Annotated in this window: 16 protein-coding genes; all 16 read left to right on the forward strand. The window is 42.2% G+C overall.

The genetic code is table 11. From position 1 onward, the window contains the following. Window positions 1–19 precede the first annotated feature (19 nt). The 16 genes from ACIROD_RS15080 to pnp all read left to right on the forward strand — a co-directional run bounded on the left by ACIROD_RS15080 (window position 20) and on the right by pnp (window position 19,936). On the forward strand, window positions 20–817 hold the full coding sequence (locus ACIROD_RS15080) for a phosphatidate cytidylyltransferase (RefSeq protein ID WP_260357096.1): 798 nt from the start codon (window positions 20–22) through the stop codon (window positions 815–817). A 43-nt stretch (window positions 818–860) separates the two neighbouring features. Continuing rightward, window positions 861–2,021 carry a 1-deoxy-D-xylulose-5-phosphate reductoisomerase gene (gene dxr, locus ACIROD_RS15085; RefSeq protein WP_402941851.1) on the forward strand — a complete coding sequence of 387 codons (1,161 nt, stop codon included), beginning with the start codon at window positions 861–863 and terminating at the stop codon, window positions 2,019–2,021. Window positions 2,022–2,028: 7 nt separating this feature from the next. After that, a complete protein-coding gene (gene rseP, locus ACIROD_RS15090; protein WP_101224674.1) occupies window positions 2,029–3,297 on the forward strand; it encodes an RIP metalloprotease RseP in 1,269 nt (422 codons plus the stop codon). A gap of 266 nt (window positions 3,298–3,563) precedes the next feature. After that, window positions 3,564–5,264 carry a proline--tRNA ligase gene (locus ACIROD_RS15095; RefSeq protein WP_101224675.1) on the forward strand — a complete coding sequence of 567 codons (1,701 nt, stop codon included), beginning with the start codon at window positions 3,564–3,566 and terminating at the stop codon, window positions 5,262–5,264. A gap of 165 nt (window positions 5,265–5,429) precedes the next feature. After that, window positions 5,430–9,752 (forward strand): PolC-type DNA polymerase III, encoded by a 4,323-nt coding sequence (locus ACIROD_RS15100; RefSeq protein WP_402941853.1) that lies wholly within the window; start codon window positions 5,430–5,432, stop codon window positions 9,750–9,752. A gap of 193 nt (window positions 9,753–9,945) precedes the next feature. Beyond that, entirely contained in the window at window positions 9,946–10,419 is a 474-nt protein-coding gene (rimP, locus tag ACIROD_RS15105; RefSeq protein ID WP_101224677.1) for a ribosome maturation factor RimP, read from the forward strand. A 43-nt stretch (window positions 10,420–10,462) separates the two neighbouring features. Continuing rightward, the gene (gene nusA, locus ACIROD_RS15110) at window positions 10,463–11,593 is read left to right on the forward strand and encodes a transcription termination factor NusA (RefSeq protein ID WP_076366463.1); all 1,131 of its coding nucleotides are present in this window, start codon (window positions 10,463–10,465) and stop codon (window positions 11,591–11,593) included. Between the two features lie 16 nt (window positions 11,594–11,609). Next, window positions 11,610–11,885 carry an RNase P modulator RnpM gene (gene rnpM, locus ACIROD_RS15115; RefSeq protein ID WP_061462443.1) on the forward strand — a complete coding sequence of 92 codons (276 nt, stop codon included), beginning with the start codon at window positions 11,610–11,612 and terminating at the stop codon, window positions 11,883–11,885. Window positions 11,886–11,889: 4 nt separating this feature from the next. After that, window positions 11,890–12,195, forward strand: coding sequence for a YlxQ family RNA-binding protein (locus ACIROD_RS15120; protein WP_034313614.1), 306 nt, complete (start codon window positions 11,890–11,892; stop codon window positions 12,193–12,195). Between the two features lie 19 nt (window positions 12,196–12,214). Beyond that, window positions 12,215–14,365, forward strand: a complete 2,151-nt coding sequence (infB, locus tag ACIROD_RS15125) for a translation initiation factor IF-2 (RefSeq protein WP_101224678.1) — start codon at window positions 12,215–12,217, stop codon at window positions 14,363–14,365. Next, window positions 14,362–14,643, forward strand: a complete 282-nt coding sequence (locus ACIROD_RS15130; RefSeq protein WP_101224679.1) for a DUF503 domain-containing protein — start codon at window positions 14,362–14,364, stop codon at window positions 14,641–14,643. Before infB ends, ACIROD_RS15130 begins: the two co-directional genes overlap by 4 nt. A gap of 17 nt (window positions 14,644–14,660) precedes the next feature. Then, entirely contained in the window at window positions 14,661–15,020 is a 360-nt protein-coding gene (gene rbfA, locus ACIROD_RS15135) for a 30S ribosome-binding factor RbfA (RefSeq protein ID WP_101224680.1), read from the forward strand. Window positions 15,021–15,189: 169 nt separating this feature from the next. Then, complete coding sequence (gene truB, locus ACIROD_RS15140; protein ID WP_101224681.1) at window positions 15,190–16,110, forward strand: tRNA pseudouridine(55) synthase TruB; 921 nt, start codon at window positions 15,190–15,192, stop codon at window positions 16,108–16,110. 33 nt (window positions 16,111–16,143) lie between these two features. Continuing rightward, on the forward strand, window positions 16,144–17,094 hold the full coding sequence (ribF, locus tag ACIROD_RS15145; protein WP_101224682.1) for a bifunctional riboflavin kinase/FAD synthetase: 951 nt from the start codon (window positions 16,144–16,146) through the stop codon (window positions 17,092–17,094). Window positions 17,095–17,229: 135 nt separating this feature from the next. Continuing rightward, complete coding sequence (rpsO, locus tag ACIROD_RS15150) at window positions 17,230–17,499, forward strand: 30S ribosomal protein S15 (protein WP_053345367.1); 270 nt, start codon at window positions 17,230–17,232, stop codon at window positions 17,497–17,499. Between the two features lie 319 nt (window positions 17,500–17,818). After that, window positions 17,819–19,936 (forward strand): polyribonucleotide nucleotidyltransferase, encoded by a 2,118-nt coding sequence (pnp, locus tag ACIROD_RS15155; RefSeq protein ID WP_402941857.1) that lies wholly within the window; start codon window positions 17,819–17,821, stop codon window positions 19,934–19,936. Window positions 19,937–19,985 lie beyond the last annotated feature (49 nt).

The following is a 19,985-nucleotide window of genomic DNA, read 5'->3' on the forward strand; positions in this document are numbered from 1 at the left end:
AGGCGAGGAAAATGGAATAATGAAACAACGAATTATTACGGCGGTCGTAGTTGCCGCTATCTTCATTCCACTAGTCATTTTAGGGGGCACTCCCTTTTTACTGACGGTATATCTGTTAGGGTCAATTGGTTTGTATGAACTGATGAAAATGAAAAAGTTACGTGTACTGTCTTTTGAAGCATTTCTTTCCTACATATTATTGTGGGTGCTTTTATTGCCTAATGAGCATACTGCTTTTTTAGCAGAAATAAATTACGATAAAGTTCAAGTCTTTTTAATCGGGGTTTTGCTGCTATTGCTTTATACAGTCGTTTCAAAAAACCGTTTTACTTTTGATGACGCAGGCTTTCTAGTGATTTCAATCCTATACTTGGGGATAGGCTTCTATTACCTATTTGAAACACGTGACTCATTGGGGTTGGGGCTGATCTATATCCTGCTTACCCTATTTACGATCTGGGCAACCGATTCCGGGGCATACTTCATAGGTAAATCACTTGGTAAAAGAAAGCTATGGCCAGAAATAAGTCCAAACAAGACGGTGGAAGGGTTTATCGGCGGGTTATTTTCCGCGATGGTAGTGGGGGTTCTATTTTACGCCTTCTCCAGCCTGGATTACACGTTATTACAATTATTATTGATTTCATTAATCATTGGGGTATTCGGCCAATTGGGCGATCTCGTCCAATCGGCGTATAAACGTCATTATGGCGTCAAGGATTCAGGAACGCTTCTCCCGGGACATGGTGGGATTTTGGACAGGCTTGATAGCGTGATATTCATTTTACCGATTCTGCATTTATTGCACGTTTTATAATATAAATATAGGCAAGTGTTATCTGAATTAGGAGATGAACAATTTGAAAAATATCAGCCTTTTGGGCGCGACAGGATCGATTGGTCAACAAACAGCGGATGTAGTAAGGTCCCATCCAGATCAATTCAAGATCGTGGCGCTTTCTGCTGGAAAGAATATAGAATTGGTCAGGACTTATATAAAAGAGTTTGAACCGAAACTGGTTTCAGTCCAGACGGAAGAAGATTATCATGTTTTGAAAAGTGAATTCTCCAGCCGCAAAGATATCGAGTTCATGTATGGTGATGAGGGTTTGACTGCTGTTGCCGTTTATGGTCAAGCGACGATATTGGTCAATGCTGTAATCGGAAGCGTGGGTCTATATCCTACACTTCAAGCAATAAAGGCTAAAAAGGATATTGCGATCGCCAACAAGGAGACTTTGGTGACGGCAGGTCATTTGGTCATAAGTGAAGCAAAAAAAGCGGGGGTTAGACTGCTGCCGGTTGACAGTGAGCATTCCGCTATTTTTCAGGCATTGCAAGGTGAAAAGGAAAAAAATATAGAACGACTTGTCATTACTGCTTCAGGAGGCAGTTTTCGAGATCGAACCAGGGAAGAATTGAAGGATGTAACGGTGGAAGAGGCATTGAACCATCCGAACTGGTCAATGGGAGCCAAAATCACGATCGATTCGGCATCAATGATGAATAAAGGATTGGAAGTAATTGAGGCCCACTGGCTATTCGATCTCCCCTACGATAAAATTGATGTATTGCTACATAAGGAGAGCATCATCCATTCCATGGTTGAGTTTCATGACTCCAGCGTGATAGCACAACTGGGGACACCGGATATGAGGGTGCCTATACAATATGCGCTTACTTATCCAGACCGTATTCCGCTGGCAGGGCGCAAACGGCTTAACCTTGCTGAAGCAGGCAAACTGCATTTTAGCGATATGGATTTCACCAGATATCCTTGTTTGCAATTCGCTTATAAAGCGGGTAAAATGGGCGGAACGATGACTACTGTGCTGAATGCCGCCAATGAAGCCGCAGTATCTGCATTCTTATCTGGAAAGGTAACCTTCCTTGATATTGAAACATTGATTGAAAAAGCGCTGAATCAGCATTCCGTCATAGCCCTTCCAGATTTAGAAACGATTCAGGAAGTCGATTATATGACAAGGCAGTATATAGAATCTTTAGTGAAAGATAGGTGACCGGAACATGCAGACTTTAGAAACGATTATAGCGTTCATCATCATTTTTGGAGCTCTAGTATTTTTCCATGAGCTTGGGCACTTAGTGTTTGCTAAGCGAGCAGGAATTTTATGCCGTGAGTTCGCAATCGGTTTCGGGCCAAAAGTATTCACATATAAAAAGAAGGAAACCGTTTATACCATTCGATTGCTTCCTCTTGGCGGGTACGTCCGTATGGCTGGTGAAGATGCAGAGAATATAGAATTGAAGCCCGGCTATCGAGTGGGATTAATGTTTGATAATGAAGAGAATGTTACAAAAATCATTTTGAACAATAAAGATAAATATCCTGATATTCGTCTTGTGGAAGTTGAAGTGATCGACCTTGATCATAAACTGATCCTTACTGGTTATGAAGAGGGCGAGGAAGAAACATTAAAAACGTTTGCCATTCATAAAGAAGCGGTGATTGTTGAAAATGGTGTAGAGAACCAGATAGCTCCTTTTGACCGGCAATTTGCCTCAAAGTCGCTTGGGCACCGTTTTCTAACGATTGTGGCTGGACCGGCAATGAATTTCGTTTTGGCTTTTGTCATTTTTGTATTGATCGGCCTGTTTCAAGGAGTCGTGGTGGATGAAGCGAAACTTGGTGAATTGACACCGGACGGCTCGGCAGTAAATGCCGGTTTAAAATCGGGGGATGTCATTCAATCCATAGAAGGGACGGAAGTCTCCACTTGGGGAGATGTTCAGGAAAGCATTCAAAAGAACCCTGGGCAAGAGATCGAGTTCGTCGTTGATAGGGACGGGAAAACATTAGAAGTTCCGGTTGTTCCGCAAGAAGTGGAGAGGGAAGGGAAGAAAATCGGGATTATCGGTGTCTACCCTCCAGTTGAAAAAGCACCGATTAAAGCTATACAATATGGTTTTACAGAAACGTATTTTTGGACAAAACAAATCTTCATCATCCTTGGTGACCTCGTAACGGGTGGGTTTACGATCGACAGTTTATCTGGTCCTGTAGGAATATATAAATCAACTGAGGAAGTGGCGAAACAAGGTTTATTCACGTTAATGAAATGGGCAGGGCTGCTCAGCATTAACCTGGGAATCATGAACCTGCTTCCGCTACCGGCATTGGATGGAGGAAGACTGTTATTCTTTGTGGTCGAATTCTTGAGAGGGAAACCGATCGATCGTCAAAAAGAAGGAATGGTCCACTTCATCGGCTTTGCTTTGTTGATGTTATTGATGATTGTCGTTACCTGGAATGACATCCAGCGCTTCTTCCTGTAAGACATGTTTGGATAACGCAAAACAGGCCAGCAGAATTATCTGTTGGCCGTTTTCTTATCTGAAGGATTTCCTAGTTTTTTAACCGTTTTGGGGAAATTGTTTGTTTTCTAGGGAAATCGTAAGTATAATCGAGAATGAGTATATTAAATTAGCTTTTCTGAATAACGCGGAAAGTCTTTTTTGTATGAAATGACCGTATTAATGTTGCGGTATTAAAATTACCGTAGCTGCAAGTAATTTATAGGAAATATTGAAGAGGTGCAGATATGAAACAAAGTATGACGTTGATCCCTACATTGAGGGAAGTGCCTGCAGATGCTGAAATCAAAAGCCATCAGCTGCTATTACGTGCAGGATTTATGAGACAAAACTCCAGCGGTGTTTATAGTTTTATGCCGCTTGGAAAAAAGGTGCTTCAAAAGGTTGAGGCGATCGTTCGGGAAGAGCTGGAGAATGCTGGTGCAGTAGAATTGTTGATGCCGGCTTTACAACAAGCCGAATTCTGGCAGGAATCTGGACGCTGGTATACCTATGGTCCAGAGTTGATGCGTCTTAAGGATCGTAACAACCGTGAATTTGCGCTTGGTGCCACACATGAAGAAGTGATAACCAGCTTAGTTCGTGATGAGGTGAAGTCCTACAAGCGTCTTCCATTAACGGTTTACCAAATCCAAACCAAATTCCGTGATGAAAAAAGACCGCGTTTCGGATTGCTGCGTGGACGTGAGTTCATCATGAAGGATGCTTATTCTTTCCATGCTAATCAAGAAAGCCTGGATGCTGTTTATAAAAATTTATATGCGGCATATTCCAATATATTTAGCCGTTGTGGGTTGAACTTCCGTGCCGTCATTGCCGATTCTGGGGCGATGGGTGGTAAAGATACACATGAATTCATGGTCCTGTCTGACATAGGGGAGGATACCATCGCATATTCGGATACTTCCGATTATGCAGCTAATATTGAAATGGCACCTGTGAGTGTAAACTATGAAAAAAGCTCCGAAGAACAAATTGCACTTGAAAAAATTCATACACCTGGCCAAAAATCGATTGAAGAAGTTGCATCATTCTTGAATACCGATGCAGAGAAACTAATAAAATCGTTATTGTTTAAAGTGGATGAAAAGTATGTGCTTGTTTTGGTACGAGGAGATCATGAGGTCAATGATATTAAGCTGAAGAATTTCTATAACGCTTCAATCGTTGATTTGGTCGATCCAAATGAGACGAAGGAAGTCTTAGGATGTACAATTGGATCTCTCGGACCAATCAATGTCACTTCCGAGGTTGAAGTGATTGCGGATTTTGCCGTCGAAGCCATGGTTAATGGAGTTTGTGGTGCAAATGAGGAAGACCACCATTATGTGAACGTAAATCCCGCTCGTGATTTTAACGTGGCTAATTATATAGATCTACGTTTCATCCAAGAGGGTGACCCATCACCGGACGGAAACGGAAAAATTAAATTTGCCAAAGGGATTGAGGTAGGCCACGTATTCAAACTAGGAACTAAATATTCCGAAGCTATGAATGCGACATTCCTAGATGAAAATGGACGGTCGCAGCCAATGATCATGGGATGTTATGGTATTGGGGTTTCCCGTACACTTGCAGCTGTTGCTGAACAATTCAACGATGAAAAAGGATTGGTCTGGCCAGCGAATTTAGCGCCATACCAAGTCCATTTGATACCAATCAATATGAAGGATGAGTCTCAGGCTGCCCTGGGAGAAGATTTATATAATGAGTTAAAGGCACAAGGCATGGAAGTTCTAATGGATGATCGTCAAGAACGTGCGGGCGTGAAATTCGCAGACTCCGACTTGATCGGTCTTCCTGTCAGGGTGACTGTAGGTAAAAAGGCATCCGACGGAATCGTCGAAGTGAAAATCCGTAAAACGGGTGAGGTTCTTGAAATTGAAAGAGCTGAATTAACTCAAAAGCTTCACGAAATACTGGGGTAATTTAAAAATAGGGGTATTAGGCATCATTCAATTGGATGATGCCTTTCCTTTTCATGGATTTGGATACTAGTGAAACATTCATGATATGTTATAATAGCCTCTGATATCAAAACGAAAATGATAGTGAATAATATCTAAAGAGATAGAAGATAGGGGAGAGAGGGAATGGATCAAAATCCAAATAGCGGTAGAGAGAGATTTCAACTCTTGCTCCAGCAAATGGACTTGACTGAGGATGCCTTTGTGAATTATTTCATAGGTGCCGAAATTGATAAACTCTCGATCGAGAGGGAGTCCAAAACATGGCATTTTGCCTTTAATATACCTGCATTAATTCCTTGCAGTGTTCATACAAGACTTGCTACTCATCTAGCAAGTACGTTTTCCCATATTGCAAAGGTCACATTCAACTTGAATGTGGCCAATCCGCAGGTGACGGAACAATTGGTGATAGAGTATTGGAAAAACTGCATTGGCGAGCTTGAAGGCATGTCTCCAGCACTTTTATCACTTCTGAATGAACAAGTGCCAACGGTGAATGGATATAAGCTTATCGTAAGCGCCCGAAATGATACGGAGGCTGGTCAGTTAAAACGCAAATACTCCGGCATCATTTCGAATATCTACCAAACATTCGGTTTTCCTCCGTTGACACTTGAAGCGGAAGTGAAGGAAACGGTTTCGAATCCTGATTACCAGAAGTTTTTAGAAGAGAAACAAAAGGAAGACGCGGAAAAGGGACTTGCCGCCCTAGTGGAAATGCAGAAGAAAGAATCGGAAAAAGGCGGCGACGATGGCGTCTACGAAGGACCGGTTAAAATTGGCTATACGATTAAAGAAGATGCGGATTTCCGCAGAATCGAACAGATTATCGATGAAGAGCGCAGGATTGCCATCGAAGGCTTCGTATTTGATGCAGAAGTGCGTGAGTTACGCAGCGGACGAAGCCTGCTGACCTTTAAAGTCACCGATTATACGAGCTCGATATTGGTCAAAATGTTTTCGCGTGATAAAGAAGATGCCGCCATACTTGCCCGAGTGAAAAAAGGGATGTGGGTACGTGCCCAAGGCAGCATTCAAAATGATACATTCGTACGTGACCTTGTAATGATCGCAAATGATATAAATGAAATTTCTAAACAAGGACGGCAGGATAAGGCTCCAGAAGAGGAAAAGCGTGTCGAACTGCATATGCATACCCCAATGAGCTCGATGGATGCAGTGACACCTACTTCTGCGCTTGTTGCCCAGGCTGCAAAGTGGGGACATAAGGCTGTGGCCATTACAGATCATGCGGGAGCACAATCATTTCCTGAAGCTTATAGTGCCGGGAAAAAGAATGGTATCAAAATCCTTTATGGCGTAGAAGTGAATCTTGTAAATGATGGTGTACCAATTGTTTATAATGAGGCGCATATCGCTTTGGCAGATGCCACCTATGTTGTGTTTGACGTAGAGACGACAGGCCTGTCAGCTGTTTATGATACGATCATTGAATTTGCTGCAGTGAAAATTCGTGGCGGTGACATCATTGATCGATTCGAGTCATTTGCGAATCCGCATCACCCACTATCAAATACGACGATAGAATTGACTGGAATAACTGATGATCTTGTACAAAATGCTCCAGAAGTCTCGGAAGTACTGGAAAAGTTCAAGGACTGGGCAGGCGATGCAATCCTGGTTGCCCACAACGCAGCCTTCGATATGGGCTTTTTGAATATAGGTTATAAAAACTTGGGTTATCCTAAAGCTTCCAATCCAGTTCTTGATACATTGGAACTTGCCCGTTTCCTATATCCAGAGTTTAAAAATCACCGGTTAAATACATTATGTAAAAAGTTCGATATTGATTTGACCCAGCATCATAGGGCCATTTATGACGCCGAAGCTACTGGTTACCTTATGCTGAAGATGCTGAAGGATGCAATGGAAAAGGAGATTACCCATCATGATCAACTTAATGACAATATGGGTAAAGGAAATGCTTATCAGCGTTCCCGGCCGTCACATTGTACACTGATCGCGCAAACACAGGCTGGGTTAAAAAACCTATTCAAATTAATTTCAATATCACACATCGATTATTTCTATCGTGTGCCCCGGTTACCGCGCTCACAACTTAAAAAGTATCGTGAAGGAATCTTGGTGGGATCGGGTTGCGATAAAGGGGAAGTTTTTGAAGGGATGATGCAGAAGGGTTTTGAGGAAGTCGTCGATATCGCCGAATTCTACGATTATCTTGAAATTCATCCGAAGGAAGTGTATCAGCATTTGATTGAGCTTGAATATGTACGGGATGATAAATCATTAGAAACGATCATCTCCAATATCGTCAAGCTTGGTGAAAAATTGGATAAGCCAGTCGTAGCCACGGGAAATGTGCATTATTTGGAGCCGAATGATAAAATTTACCGCAAAATCCTTGTGAATTCACAAGGCGGCGCCAATCCGCTGAATCGTCATAAGCTGCCTGACGTACATTTTCGGACAACAGATGAAATGCTGCGGGAATTCTCCTTCCTCGGTTCCGAGAAAGCCAAAGAGGTCGTGGTGACCAACACGAATAAAATCGCTGATATGATTGAAGAAATCAAGCCAATCAAGGATGAGCTATACACACCTAAAATTGAAGGTGCAGATGAAGAAATGCGTGAAATGAGTTATGGCATGGCAAGGAAGATTTATGGAGAGAACCTGCCTGAAATCGTGGAAGCCCGTCTTGAAAAAGAATTGAAAAGCATCATTGGCCACGGTTTTGCCGTTATTTATTTAATTTCTCACAAACTTGTTAAAAAATCATTGAATGATGGTTATCTAGTTGGTTCAAGGGGATCGGTTGGATCATCTTTCGTTGCCACCATGACTGAAATTACAGAGGTAAATCCGCTTCCGCCGCATTATGTATGTCCGGAGTGCAAGAAATCCGAATTCTTCAATGACGGTTCTGTAGGTTCCGGGTTTGACCTGCCCGATAAAGACTGTCCCGATTGTGGCATTGCTTATACAAAAGACGGGCATGATATCCCGTTTGAAACTTTCCTTGGGTTTAAAGGGGATAAGGTTCCCGATATCGACTTGAACTTCTCCGGTGAATATCAGCCGAAGGCCCATAACTATACGAAGGTCTTATTCGGTGAAGAATATGTATATCGTGCAGGGACGATTGGTACGGTCGCCGAAAAAACGGCTTATGGATATGTAAAGGGGTATTCCTCCGATAATAACATCCATATGCGTGGAGCCGAGACTGATCGCCTTGTTGCCGGCTGTACTGGTGTGAAACGGACGACAGGACAGCATCCGGGCGGAATCATCGTTGTTCCGGATTATATGGATATCTATGATTTCACACCTATTCAGTTCCCTGCGGATGACAGGAATTCCGAGTGGAAAACTACTCACTTTGATTTCCATTCCATTCACGATAATATTTTGAAACTTGATATACTTGGACACGATGATCCGACTGTAATCCGGATGCTTCAAGATTTAAGCGGCATCGATCCAAAGACCGTTCCTACCGATGATCCGGAAGTAATGAAAATATTCAGCAGCACTGAATCTTTAGGAGTTACCGAGGAACAGATCATGTGTAAAACGGGTACGCTTGGCATCCCGGAATTTGGTACGCGTTTTGTCCGGCAAATGCTTGAAGATACGAAACCTACGACATTTTCCGAACTTGTTCAGATTTCGGGGCTTTCCCACGGTACGGATGTATGGCTGAGCAATGCACAGGAACTGATTCACAACCGGATATGTACACTAAGTGAGGTTATAGGCTGCCGGGATGATATTATGGTCTATTTGATTTATCAAGGTCTTGATCCTTCCCTGGCGTTTAAAATCATGGAATCTGTTCGTAAAGGGAAAGGGCTCTCTGAGGAATTCGAAGAGGAAATGAGGAAAAATGAGGTACCGGAATGGTATATCGATTCATGTAAGAAGATTAAATACATGTTCCCGAAAGCCCATGCTGCAGCTTACGTCTTGATGGCTGTCCGGATTGCCTATTTTAAAGTCCATCTGCCTTTATTGTATTATGCAGCCTATTTCACAGTGCGTGCCGATGATTTTGAAATCGACGCCATGACACGGGGATCGCAGGCCATCAAAGCAAAAATGGAAGAAATCATGGTAAAGGGATTGGATGCATCCACCAAGGAAAAGAATACATTGACGGTTCTCGAACTTGCTTTGGAAATGTGTGAACGCGGATATTCCTTCGCTAAAGTTGACTTGTACAAATCCAGTGCAGATCAATTCTTAATTGAAGGAAATACTTTGATACCGCCTTTCAATTCGATACCGGGTCTTGGGACGAATGCGGCGATCAATATTGTCAATGCACGGAAAAATGGTGAATTCCTCTCCAAAGAAGATCTTCAGCAACGTGGGAAGGTTTCGAAGACCATCCTTGAATACCTTGATAAACAAGGCTGTCTGGAATCATTGCCTGAACAAAATCAGTTATCATTATTTTAAAGGGGAAACTGATTTCAAAAAGGAAGAAACAGACATGATATTTGCATAAATATCTTGATTATGGTATATTTTTATTGGAAATACTAAGAGGAACCAATGGAAAGAGTGGGGAAACCCACTCTTTCGTGTTGTATTGACCATTTAATTTTGAATCCGAAACCAAGCGCATACAACGCACGTATGGAGGAAACAAATGAGTAAAAAGGTAACGGAAGTCGTAGAGGAATTAGCATTACCAGTTCTTGAAGAATTGCAGCTTGAATTAGTCGAAGTGGAGTATGTGAAGGAAGGTAAAAGCTGGTTCCTTCGAGTGTACATTGATAAAGAAACAGGCGTAGATATTGATGATTGCGGAAATGTGAGTGAAAAACTCAGTGAAAAGCTTGATGAGGTTGATCCGATTCCACAAAATTATTTTCTCGAAGTTTCATCACCCGGAGCTGAAAGGCCTCTGAAAAAAGAGAAGGATTTCCTTAATGCTATCGGTAAAAATGTTTACATAAAAACATACGAGCCCATTTTAGATGAAAAAGAATTCGAAGGAATCTTAACCAGTTTCGATGGTGAAGAAGTGACACTCGAAGTCAGAATCAAGACAAGAAAGAAAACGATCGTCATACCATTCGAAAAGGTAGCGAAAGCAAGATTGGCGATTACCTTCGCTTAAGTCAAGCAAATCATTAATTTAAATATCCGTAAGGGGGATCACCATGGGCAATGAGTTATTGGATGCTCTCTATATTTTAGAAAACGAAAAAGGAATTTCCAGGGAGGTTTTGATCGACGCGATTGAATCTGCCCTTATATCGGCATATCGCCGTAACTTTAACCAAGCACAAAATGTTCGTATCGACTTGAATCTTGGTAAAGGGACTATGCGTGTATTTGCCAGAAAAGACGTTGTTGACGAAGTGTTCGATTCACGTCTGGAAATTTCTGTTGAAGAAGCAAGAGCAATTGATCCCAACTATCAGTTAGAGGATATTGTCGAAATGGAAGTAACACCTAAGGATTTCGGCCGTATTGCTGCACAAACAGCAAAACAAGTCGTCACTCAAAGGGTGCGTGAAGCGGAACGGGGCATCATTTATGCCGAATTCATCGATCGTGAAGAGGATATCATGACTGGTATCGTTCAACGCCAGGATTCCCGATTCATTTATGTGAGCCTAGGTAAAATCGAAGCTTTGCTCCCGGTGAATGAGCAAATGCCGAATGAACAGTATAAGCCACATGATCGCATTAAAGTTTTCATCACTAAAGTTGAAAAGACTTCCAAGGGCCCGCAAATTTTTGTATCCCGTTCACATCCTGGCCTTTTAAAACGTTTATTCGAAATCGAAGTGCCTGAAATTTTTGATGGAACAGTAGAAATTAAGTCAGTTGCCCGCGAAGCAGGCGACCGTTCAAAAATCTCCGTGCACTCCGATAACGAAGAAGTAGATCCAGTCGGTTCTTGTGTAGGCCAAAAAGGACAGCGTGTCCAGGCCATCGTCAATGAATTGAAAGGTGAAAAAATCGATATCGTTAAATGGTCGGAGAATCCGGTCATTTTCGTTGCGAATGCTTTAAGCCCTTCAAAAGTACTTGAAGTTATTGTTAAAGAAGAGGAAAAGGCGACGACTGTAATCGTTCCGGATTATCAACTTTCCCTGGCAATTGGTAAGCGTGGACAGAATGCCCGTTTAGCTGCCAAGCTTACAGGCTGGAAAATTGATATCAAGAGTGAAACGGAAGCCCGCGAAGCAGGTATTTATCCTGTGGAAGAACAGGAATTCCTTTTGAGCAGAGATAGTTATGTTACTGAAGAGGAAACAGATTTCGAAGAGGATAACGAGTAATTCGAGGTGAAAAAAGATGAATAGCCGAAAAAAAATCCCGATGCGTAAATGTGTGGCTACAGGCGAAATGAAGCCGAAGAAAGAACTCATTCGCATCGTTCGATCTAAAGAAGGGGAAGTCAGCCTTGATCCTACCGGAAAGAAATCTGGAAGGGGAGCTTATTTGACTCTTGATCGGGATGTTATCGAGCTGGCCAAAAAGAAAAATGTGCTGGCTAATCACCTTAGTACCCAAATCGATTCTTCCCTTTATGAACAATTGCTTGAATTAGTGAATAAGGAGAAAAACTAACACCATGACCCAACAACAACAATGGATGTCTCTATTAGGTTTGGCCAATCGAGCACGCAAGCTAATTTCGGGTGAAGAATTAGTGGTTAAAGAGATTAGAAGCGGTAATGCCAAAGTTGTTATTTTATCCGCGGACGCTTCAAAAAACACTGAAAAAAAAATATCTGATAAGTGCGCATTTTATCAGGTTCCTTTAAAAAGAGTCGAAAGCAGGTCATTGCTCGGCCATGCGATAGGCAAGGATGCTAGAGTTGCCGTCGCAGTTCTGGATGAAGGTTTTGCACAAAAACTCCGAACGCTGCTCGATTAAATTTTACGGGGGTGAACGTATGACAAAATTGCGTGTATATGAATATGCAAAACAAAAGAACGTTTCAAGCAAGGATGTAATAAATAAACTTAAAGAAATGAATATAGAGGTAACAAACCATATGACAGCATTAGACGATTCAACTGTAAATAAATTAAACGATTCAATCAAACCTAAAAACGAAGATAAAAGCCAAGAACCAAAAGCTAACGCTACGGTTGCGAAGTACGAAGCTGAGGCGGATGAAAAGAGCACAGTCAATAAAGAAAAACTGAAGAAGAAACCACCAGTTAAACCTGTAGGGACGAAAAAACCAACAGGTCAGTTCAACAAAGGTCGCAATAACAAGAATAAAAATAATAAACAAAGACAACAAGCGCCTCAGGCACCTGTAACAAAACGTAAAGAAAGGGAACTTCCGGAGAAAATTACGTTTTATGAGTCTTTGACGGTTATGGAACTTGGAAAAAAACTTCACCGTGAACCTTCTGAAATCATTAAAAAACTCTTTATGCTTGGTGTTATGGCAACAATCAACCAGACTTTGGATAAAGATGCAATTGAATTGATTTGTGCGGAATACGGTGTAGTGGCCGAAGAAGAGATTCGTATCGACCTAACAGACCTGGAATCACTTGTAACTGAGGACGCTTCTGAAGATTTGATTGAACGTCCGGCTGTCGTGACGATCATGGGTCACGTCGACCATGGTAAAACGACATTGCTTGATTCTATACGCCATACAAAAGTGACTGAAGGCGAAGCAGGCGGAATCACTCAGCATATCGGTGCTTATCAAGTTAAAGTTAACGATAAGAAAATAACATTCCTGGATACACCAGGCCATGCTGCGTTTACAACAATGCGTGCCCGCGGTGCACAAGTTACCGATATCACCATCCTTGTCGTCGCTGCGGATGATGGCGTTATGCCTCAAACGATTGAAGCGATCAATCATGCTAAAGCGGCAGAAGTTCCAATCATCGTCGCTGTCAATAAGATGGATAAAGAAGCTGCCAATCCGGACCGTGTCATGCAAGAATTGACAGAGCACGGTTTAGTTTCTGAAGCATGGGGAGGAGATACGATCTTCGTACCAATTTCAGCTAAAAACGGTGAAGGCATCGACAGCTTGCTTGAAATGATTCTTCTTGTCAGTGAAGTGGAAGAGTATAAAGCTAATCCATCTCGTAAAGCAAATGGAACTGTCATCGAAGCACGTCTGGATAAAGGGCGCGGATCGGTTGCCACTTTGCTAGTTCAAAACGGAACGTTGAAAATCGGCGATCCGATTGTTATCGGTAATACATTCGGACGTGTCCGTGCTATGGTTAACGATCTTGGACGCCGTGTTAAGGATGCAGGTCCATCAACACCGGTTGAAATCACAGGATTGAACGAAGTGCCACAGGCCGGCGATCGTTTCATCGTCTTTGAAGATGAGAAAACAGCCCGTCAAGTTGGGGAAGTGCGTGCACAAAGGCAACTTGCTTCACAACGTAATGAAAAATCCCGTGTAACCCTGGATACATTGTTCGAACAAATGAAAGAAGGGGAAATTAAAGAATTGAACATCATTTTAAAGGCTGATGTTCAAGGTTCTGCGGAAGCAGTAGCCGCTTCCCTGAATAAAATAGAAGTGGAAGGCGCTAAAGTAAAAATCATACACACTGGCGTCGGTGCTATCACAGAGTCTGACATCATCCTTGCTACAGCTTCGAATGCAATCGTCATCGGATTCAACGTCCGTCCTGACGTGAATGCGAAGCGTGCAGCTGAATCAGAAAATGTTGATGTCCGCCTTCACCGCATCATCTATAAAGCGATCGAAGAGATCGAGTCAGCTATGAAAGGGATGCTTGACCCTGAATTCGAAGAAAAAATTATCGGTCAGGCTGAAGTACGTACGACTTTCAAAGTATCCAAGGTTGGTACGATTGCCGGTTCTTACGTTACAGAAGGAAAAATCACTCGTGACAGCGGAATTCGCTTAATTCGTCAAGGTGTCGTCATTTTCGAAGGTGAAATTGATGCATTGAAACGCTTTAAAGATGATGTAAAAGAAGTGGCAACGAACTATGAGTGCGGTATTACGATTAAAAATTACAACGACCTTAAAGAAGGCGATGTAATTGAAGCGTATGTTATGGAAGAGATTGAACGTAAATGATCGTTGGCTCTGTCCAATGTGAATGCATCATCCATGACACCCATTCTTTGAAAGAAAAACGGGCCGTGCTTCAGCGTGTCATGACACGGCTTAAGCAGAAGTTCAATATTTCTGTAGCAGAAACCGATTTTCAGGATTTATGGCAGCGGACAACGATTACTATCGTTACCGTAACATCCTCACGGAAGGCTACTGAACGGGAACTTCAAAATGCCCTTAAATTTCTAGATTCTTTTCCGGAACTAGAGCGAACAATAACAGATATAGACTGGCTTTAGGCTATCGAGGTGATATTATGAGCCTTCGTTCAAATCGTGTTGGCGAACAAATGAAAAAAGAGCTGAGTGAAATTATCGGCCGAAAAATTAAAGATCCAAGAATCGGATTTGTTACTGTGACGGATGTCGCGGTTACAGGCGATTTACAACAGGCAACAGTTTATATTTCCGTTTTGGGTGACCAGGAACAAAGGGAGAAAACCCTGCAAGGTCTAGCTAAGGCGAAAGGATTCATGCGTTCAGAAATTGGGCAGCGGATCCGCCTTCGCAAAACCCCTGAGCTGTTTTTTGAATTTGATGAATCGGTCGATTATGGTAATCGTATCGAGTCGTTGATTTCCCAAATCAATAAACCGGCTGAAAAAGACGAGGAATAAGCAAGCAGTAAAAGGAGGCCGACTCAATAAGTGCTTTGCACTTCTTGAAGTCGGTCTCTTTTTTTTGAAAAATGGATATGTAAAAAAGCGAAAAACACCTATCGAAATTGGAATTCATTTTGCTTTATGATAGTAATTTAGGGTGTTTTATAAATGATGAGGTGAAAGCGTGAACGGTATTCTTCCATTATGGAAACCCAAGGGATTGACATCCCATGATTGTGTTTTTAAATTAAGAAAGATCCTAAAGACTAAAAAAGTTGGGCACACAGGTACTTTAGATCCTGATGTAACAGGGGTTTTACCTATTTGTATTGGCAGGGCAACCAAAATAGCCGAATATTTGACAGAAGCCGGTAAAGCGTATGAAGGGGAAGTGACCCTTGGTTTTTCCACGACAACTGAAGACGCAAGCGGTGAAAAAGTGGAAGAGAAAAAGGTTGATCAAGTGATTCAGCGTAAACGGATTCTGGAAGTGCTGGAATCACTGACTGGAAAGATTGAACAGACGCCGCCCATGTATTCAGCAGTAAAGGTAAACGGGAAGAAGTTATATGAATATGCCCGTGCAGGGGTGGAAGTGGAGAGGCCGACAAGGGAGGTCACCATTTATGATATTAGTCTTCTCGATGATCGTTCTGAATTTAAAGGGGAAACCATCTCTTTTCGGTTTCGCGTCAAATGCAGCAAAGGAACGTATATTCGGACGCTTGCAGTCATGATGGGGGAAGAATTGGGTTTTCCTGCCCATATGTCAGACTTGACACGTATTGAATCAGCAGGTTTTAAGCAGGAGGATTGTTTCACATTTGCTGAAGTGGAAGACTTCATGGAAAGTGGACAAACGGATAAATTTCTGCTGCCTTTGGAACGGGGATTATTTCATTTGCCCAAATTTCAGATTAGTGATAAAGTAGCAAAGAAAGTACTTAACGGTGCGGTATTGGAACAAACAAAGGATGTTGTTGTTGATAAAGGGATGCCTTTTGTTATGGTCGACCCAGCAGATAAGGCCATTGCCATTTATCAAATACATCCGACAAAAGAGGGATTAATTAAACCTGTAAAAGTATTGGCACAAGAATTATAGACCGTTTTACCGTCGGAAAGAGGAGATTGAAAGGTGAAAGTGATCGCAATAGAGCATCCTCATCAATTTAATTCGGATGATTTTCCCGAGCTTGTAATGGCGCTTGGATTTTTTGATGGTATACATAAAGGTCATCAGATTGTTATTCAGACCGCCAAGCAAAAAGCCGATGAAATGAATCTTAAGTCAGCAGTAATGACATTTGACCCGCATCCTTCTGCAGTACTGGGTAGGAAAACGGAAAATATCCGCTATATCACTCCACTTGAAGATAAGGTGGATATCATAGAGTCGATGGAGATAGATTATTTATTCATTGTCCATTTCAGCAAGGAATTTGCTTCGGTTCTGCCGCAGCGGTTCGTGGACGAATACATTGCCGGGCTGAATGTCCGTCACGTAGTTGCAGGCTTTGATTATTCCTACGGTCGCTATGGTCAAGGATCGATGGAAGATTTGCCTGTTTATGCACAGGGCAGATTTTCACAGACAGTCGTCGCAAAACAGACAATTGAAGATGAAAAGGTTAGCTCGACGAGAATCAGGGAAACTCTCGGTAACGGCAGCTTTACCGACTTTTATCATTTGGCTGGCCGCCGCTATTTAACGAAAGGTCATGTCGTTCACGGTGAAAAGCGGGGCAGGAAATTGGGTTTCCCCACCGCTAATATTGATGTGGGTGATGATTATATTTTTCCTGCTGCCGGCGTATATGCTGTCAGGATCAAAATAAGCGGTAAATGGTATAAAGGGGTTTGCAATGTCGGTTACAAACCTACATTCCACGAAGAAAAACCTAAATATCCGACTGTAGAGGTTCATGCCTTGGAGTTCTCGGGAGATATTTATGGCAATCAAGTCTCGGTTGAGTGGCATATAAGACTTCGGAGTGAGCAGAAATTTTCCGGGCTTGAAGCATTGGTCGCTCAGATCGAAACGGATAAGCAAAATGCCATAGCCTATTTTGCAAAGCTTGAAGGATAAAAGACAAGACTTGCAATTTTAATGAAAAACATGTATTCTATTGTATGTATGAAAATAACCATTGCTTGGCTAGTCGAGACTCCGACGCTGGCTCGGTAATAGGTGATTTTACAGAATTTTAGGAGGAATAATAACATGGCAATTACACAAGTACGCAAAAACGAACTTATCGCTGAGTTCAGAACTCACGATACTGACACTGGGTCTCCAGAAGTTCAAATCGCAGTATTAACAGAAGAAATCAACAACTTGAACGGTCACTTACGCACACACAAAAAAGACCACCATTCACGTCGCGGTCTTCTAAAAATGGTAGGTAAACGTCGTAATCTTTTAACTTACCTACGTAACAAAGACGTTACTCGTTACCGTACACTAATTAACAAATTAGGTCTACGTAGATAATTTTTTCAGGAAGGCGGGAAATTTCCCGCTTTTTTGATGTTAATCAAATGATTTGGACGTATTCTACTTAAGGCTGGGCCTTCGTCCTTGGGACTCGGCAGGAGCCGGGTCCTTTTCCATTTATAAATGATCGGGATATACATAATCAAATGAATGAAATTTTTATTCATTTTACTGTTAATGCTTGTTTTTTTCGTGCATAATAGGAATAGTTTGGTTTTAACTCGAGTTCAGTTACTTTTCACATATAAATGATTTATCCAATACAGGTTTAGGTAAACTAAGCCTCTAAGTGAAGATTCAGAGAGGGGTTTAATAAATGGGACAGGAAAAACATACGTATTCATTTGACTGGGCCGGCCGTAATGTAACGGTAGAGATAGGGCAATTGGCCAAACAAGCGAACGGGGCAGTTTTAGTCCGTTATGGAGAAACTGCTGTATTAAGTACAGCGACGGCTTCAAAGGAACCTAGAAATGTCGACTTTTTCCCTTTAACAGTCAACTACGAAGAAAGACTATATGCAGTCGGTAAAATTCCGGGAGGCTTCATTAAACGTGAAGGACGACCGAGTGAAAGGGCAATTCTTGCAAGCCGCTTGATTGACCGTCCAATCCGTCCGCTTTTCGCCGATGGCTTCAGGAATGATGTTCAGATCATCAGCATGGTCATGAGTGTCGATCAGGATTGTTCTACGGAAATGGCAGCTATGCTAGGTTCTTCACTTGCACTTTCAGTTTCCGATATTCCGTTTGAAGGTCCAATTGCCGGAGTTGTAGTGGGGAGGATCAATAATGAATTCATTATTAACCCTACTGTCGACCAACTAGCTAAAAGTGACATCAATCTGACGGTTGCCGGCACTAAAGATGCTATCAACATGGTTGAAGCCGGAGCAAATGAAGTACCAGAGGAAACGATGCTTGAAGCAATCATGTTTGGACATGATGAAATCAAGAAGATCATTGCATTCCAAGAGAAAATCGTTGCTGAAATCGGCAAGGTAAAAATGCAGGTCACTTTATATCAAGTGGATGCAGAACTGGAAGCAGAAGTGAAAGGCCTATGTGAAGCAGACTTGAACAAAGCTGTACAAGTTCAGGAAAAGCATGCTCGTGAAGACGCGATCAAAGATGTAAAAGATCGTGTATTGGGTCATTATGAGGAAGAAACTGATGAAGAAAAATTAAAGCAAATCAAAGAAATCCTGAATAAATTGGTCAAATCCGAAGTCCGCCGTTTAATCACGGAAGAAAAAGTGCGTCCGGATGGCCGTAATCCTGACGAAATCAGACCATTATCATCAGAAGTTACGATTCTGCCTCGTACACATGGTTCCGGATTGTTCACACGCGGACAAACCCAAGCTCTATCCATCTGTACATTAGGTGCGCTTGGTGATGTGCAGATTCTGGACGGACTTGGAACCGAAGAGTCAAAACGTTTTATGCACCACTATAACTTCCCGCATTTCAGTGTCGGTGAAACTGGCCCTATCCGTGGGGCAGGACGCCGTGAAATCGGTCATGGTGCACTTGGTGAAAGGGCATTGGAGCCTGTTATTCCAAACGATAAAGACTTCCCTTATACAATCAGACTTGTTTCTGAAGTGCTTGAATCAAACGGTTCAACATCACAAGCAAGTATTTGTGCAAGCACGTTGGCAATGATGGATGCAGGCGTTCCATTGAAGGCTCCAGTTGCCGGTATTGCCATGGGTCTTGTCAAATCAGGTGAGCACTATACAATCTTAACGGATATTCAAGGCATGGAAGACCATCTGGGAGACATGGACTTTAAAGTCGCAGGTACTTCAAAAGGTGTTACTGCCCTGCAAATGGATATTAAGATTGAGGGTCTTTCAAGAGAGATCCTTGAAGAAGCTTTACTTCAAGCCAAACATGGCCGGATGCATATTTTGGAATCAATGATGTCAACAATCAATCAACCGCGTGAGCAGTTATCCAAATATGCTCCAAAAATCGTTACGATGTCCATAAATCCGGATAAGATCCGTGATGTGATTGGACCGAGCGGAAAACATATCAACAAAATCATTGAAGAAACTGGCGTGAAAATCGACATCGAACAAGATGGAACGGTATTCATATCTTCTACTGATGAACCAATGATTCAAAAAGCTAAGAAAATCATTGAGGATATCGTACGTGAAGTCGTAGTGGGCGAACTATACTTAGGTAAAGTTAAACGTATCGAAAAGTTCGGTGCCTTCGTTGAAATCTTCAACGGTAAAGACGGTTTGGTACATATTTCTGAACTGGCTGAAGAAAGAGTCGGAAAAGTGGAAGATGTCGTTTCACTTGGTGATGAATTATTGGTCAAAGTTACTGAGATCGATAAGCAAGGAAGGGTAAACCTTTCCCGTAAAGCGGTCTTGAAAGAGCAAAAAGAGGCAGCCAACCCGTCTCAATCGTAATGAAAAATGAAATCCGGCATGCGGTTCCTTGTGAATCTGCATGCTTTTT

Origin of the sequence: Peribacillus sp. NPDC101481 (assembly GCF_044767165.1) — a bacterium.
GTDB lineage: Bacteria > Bacillota > Bacilli > Bacillales > DSM-1321 > Peribacillus.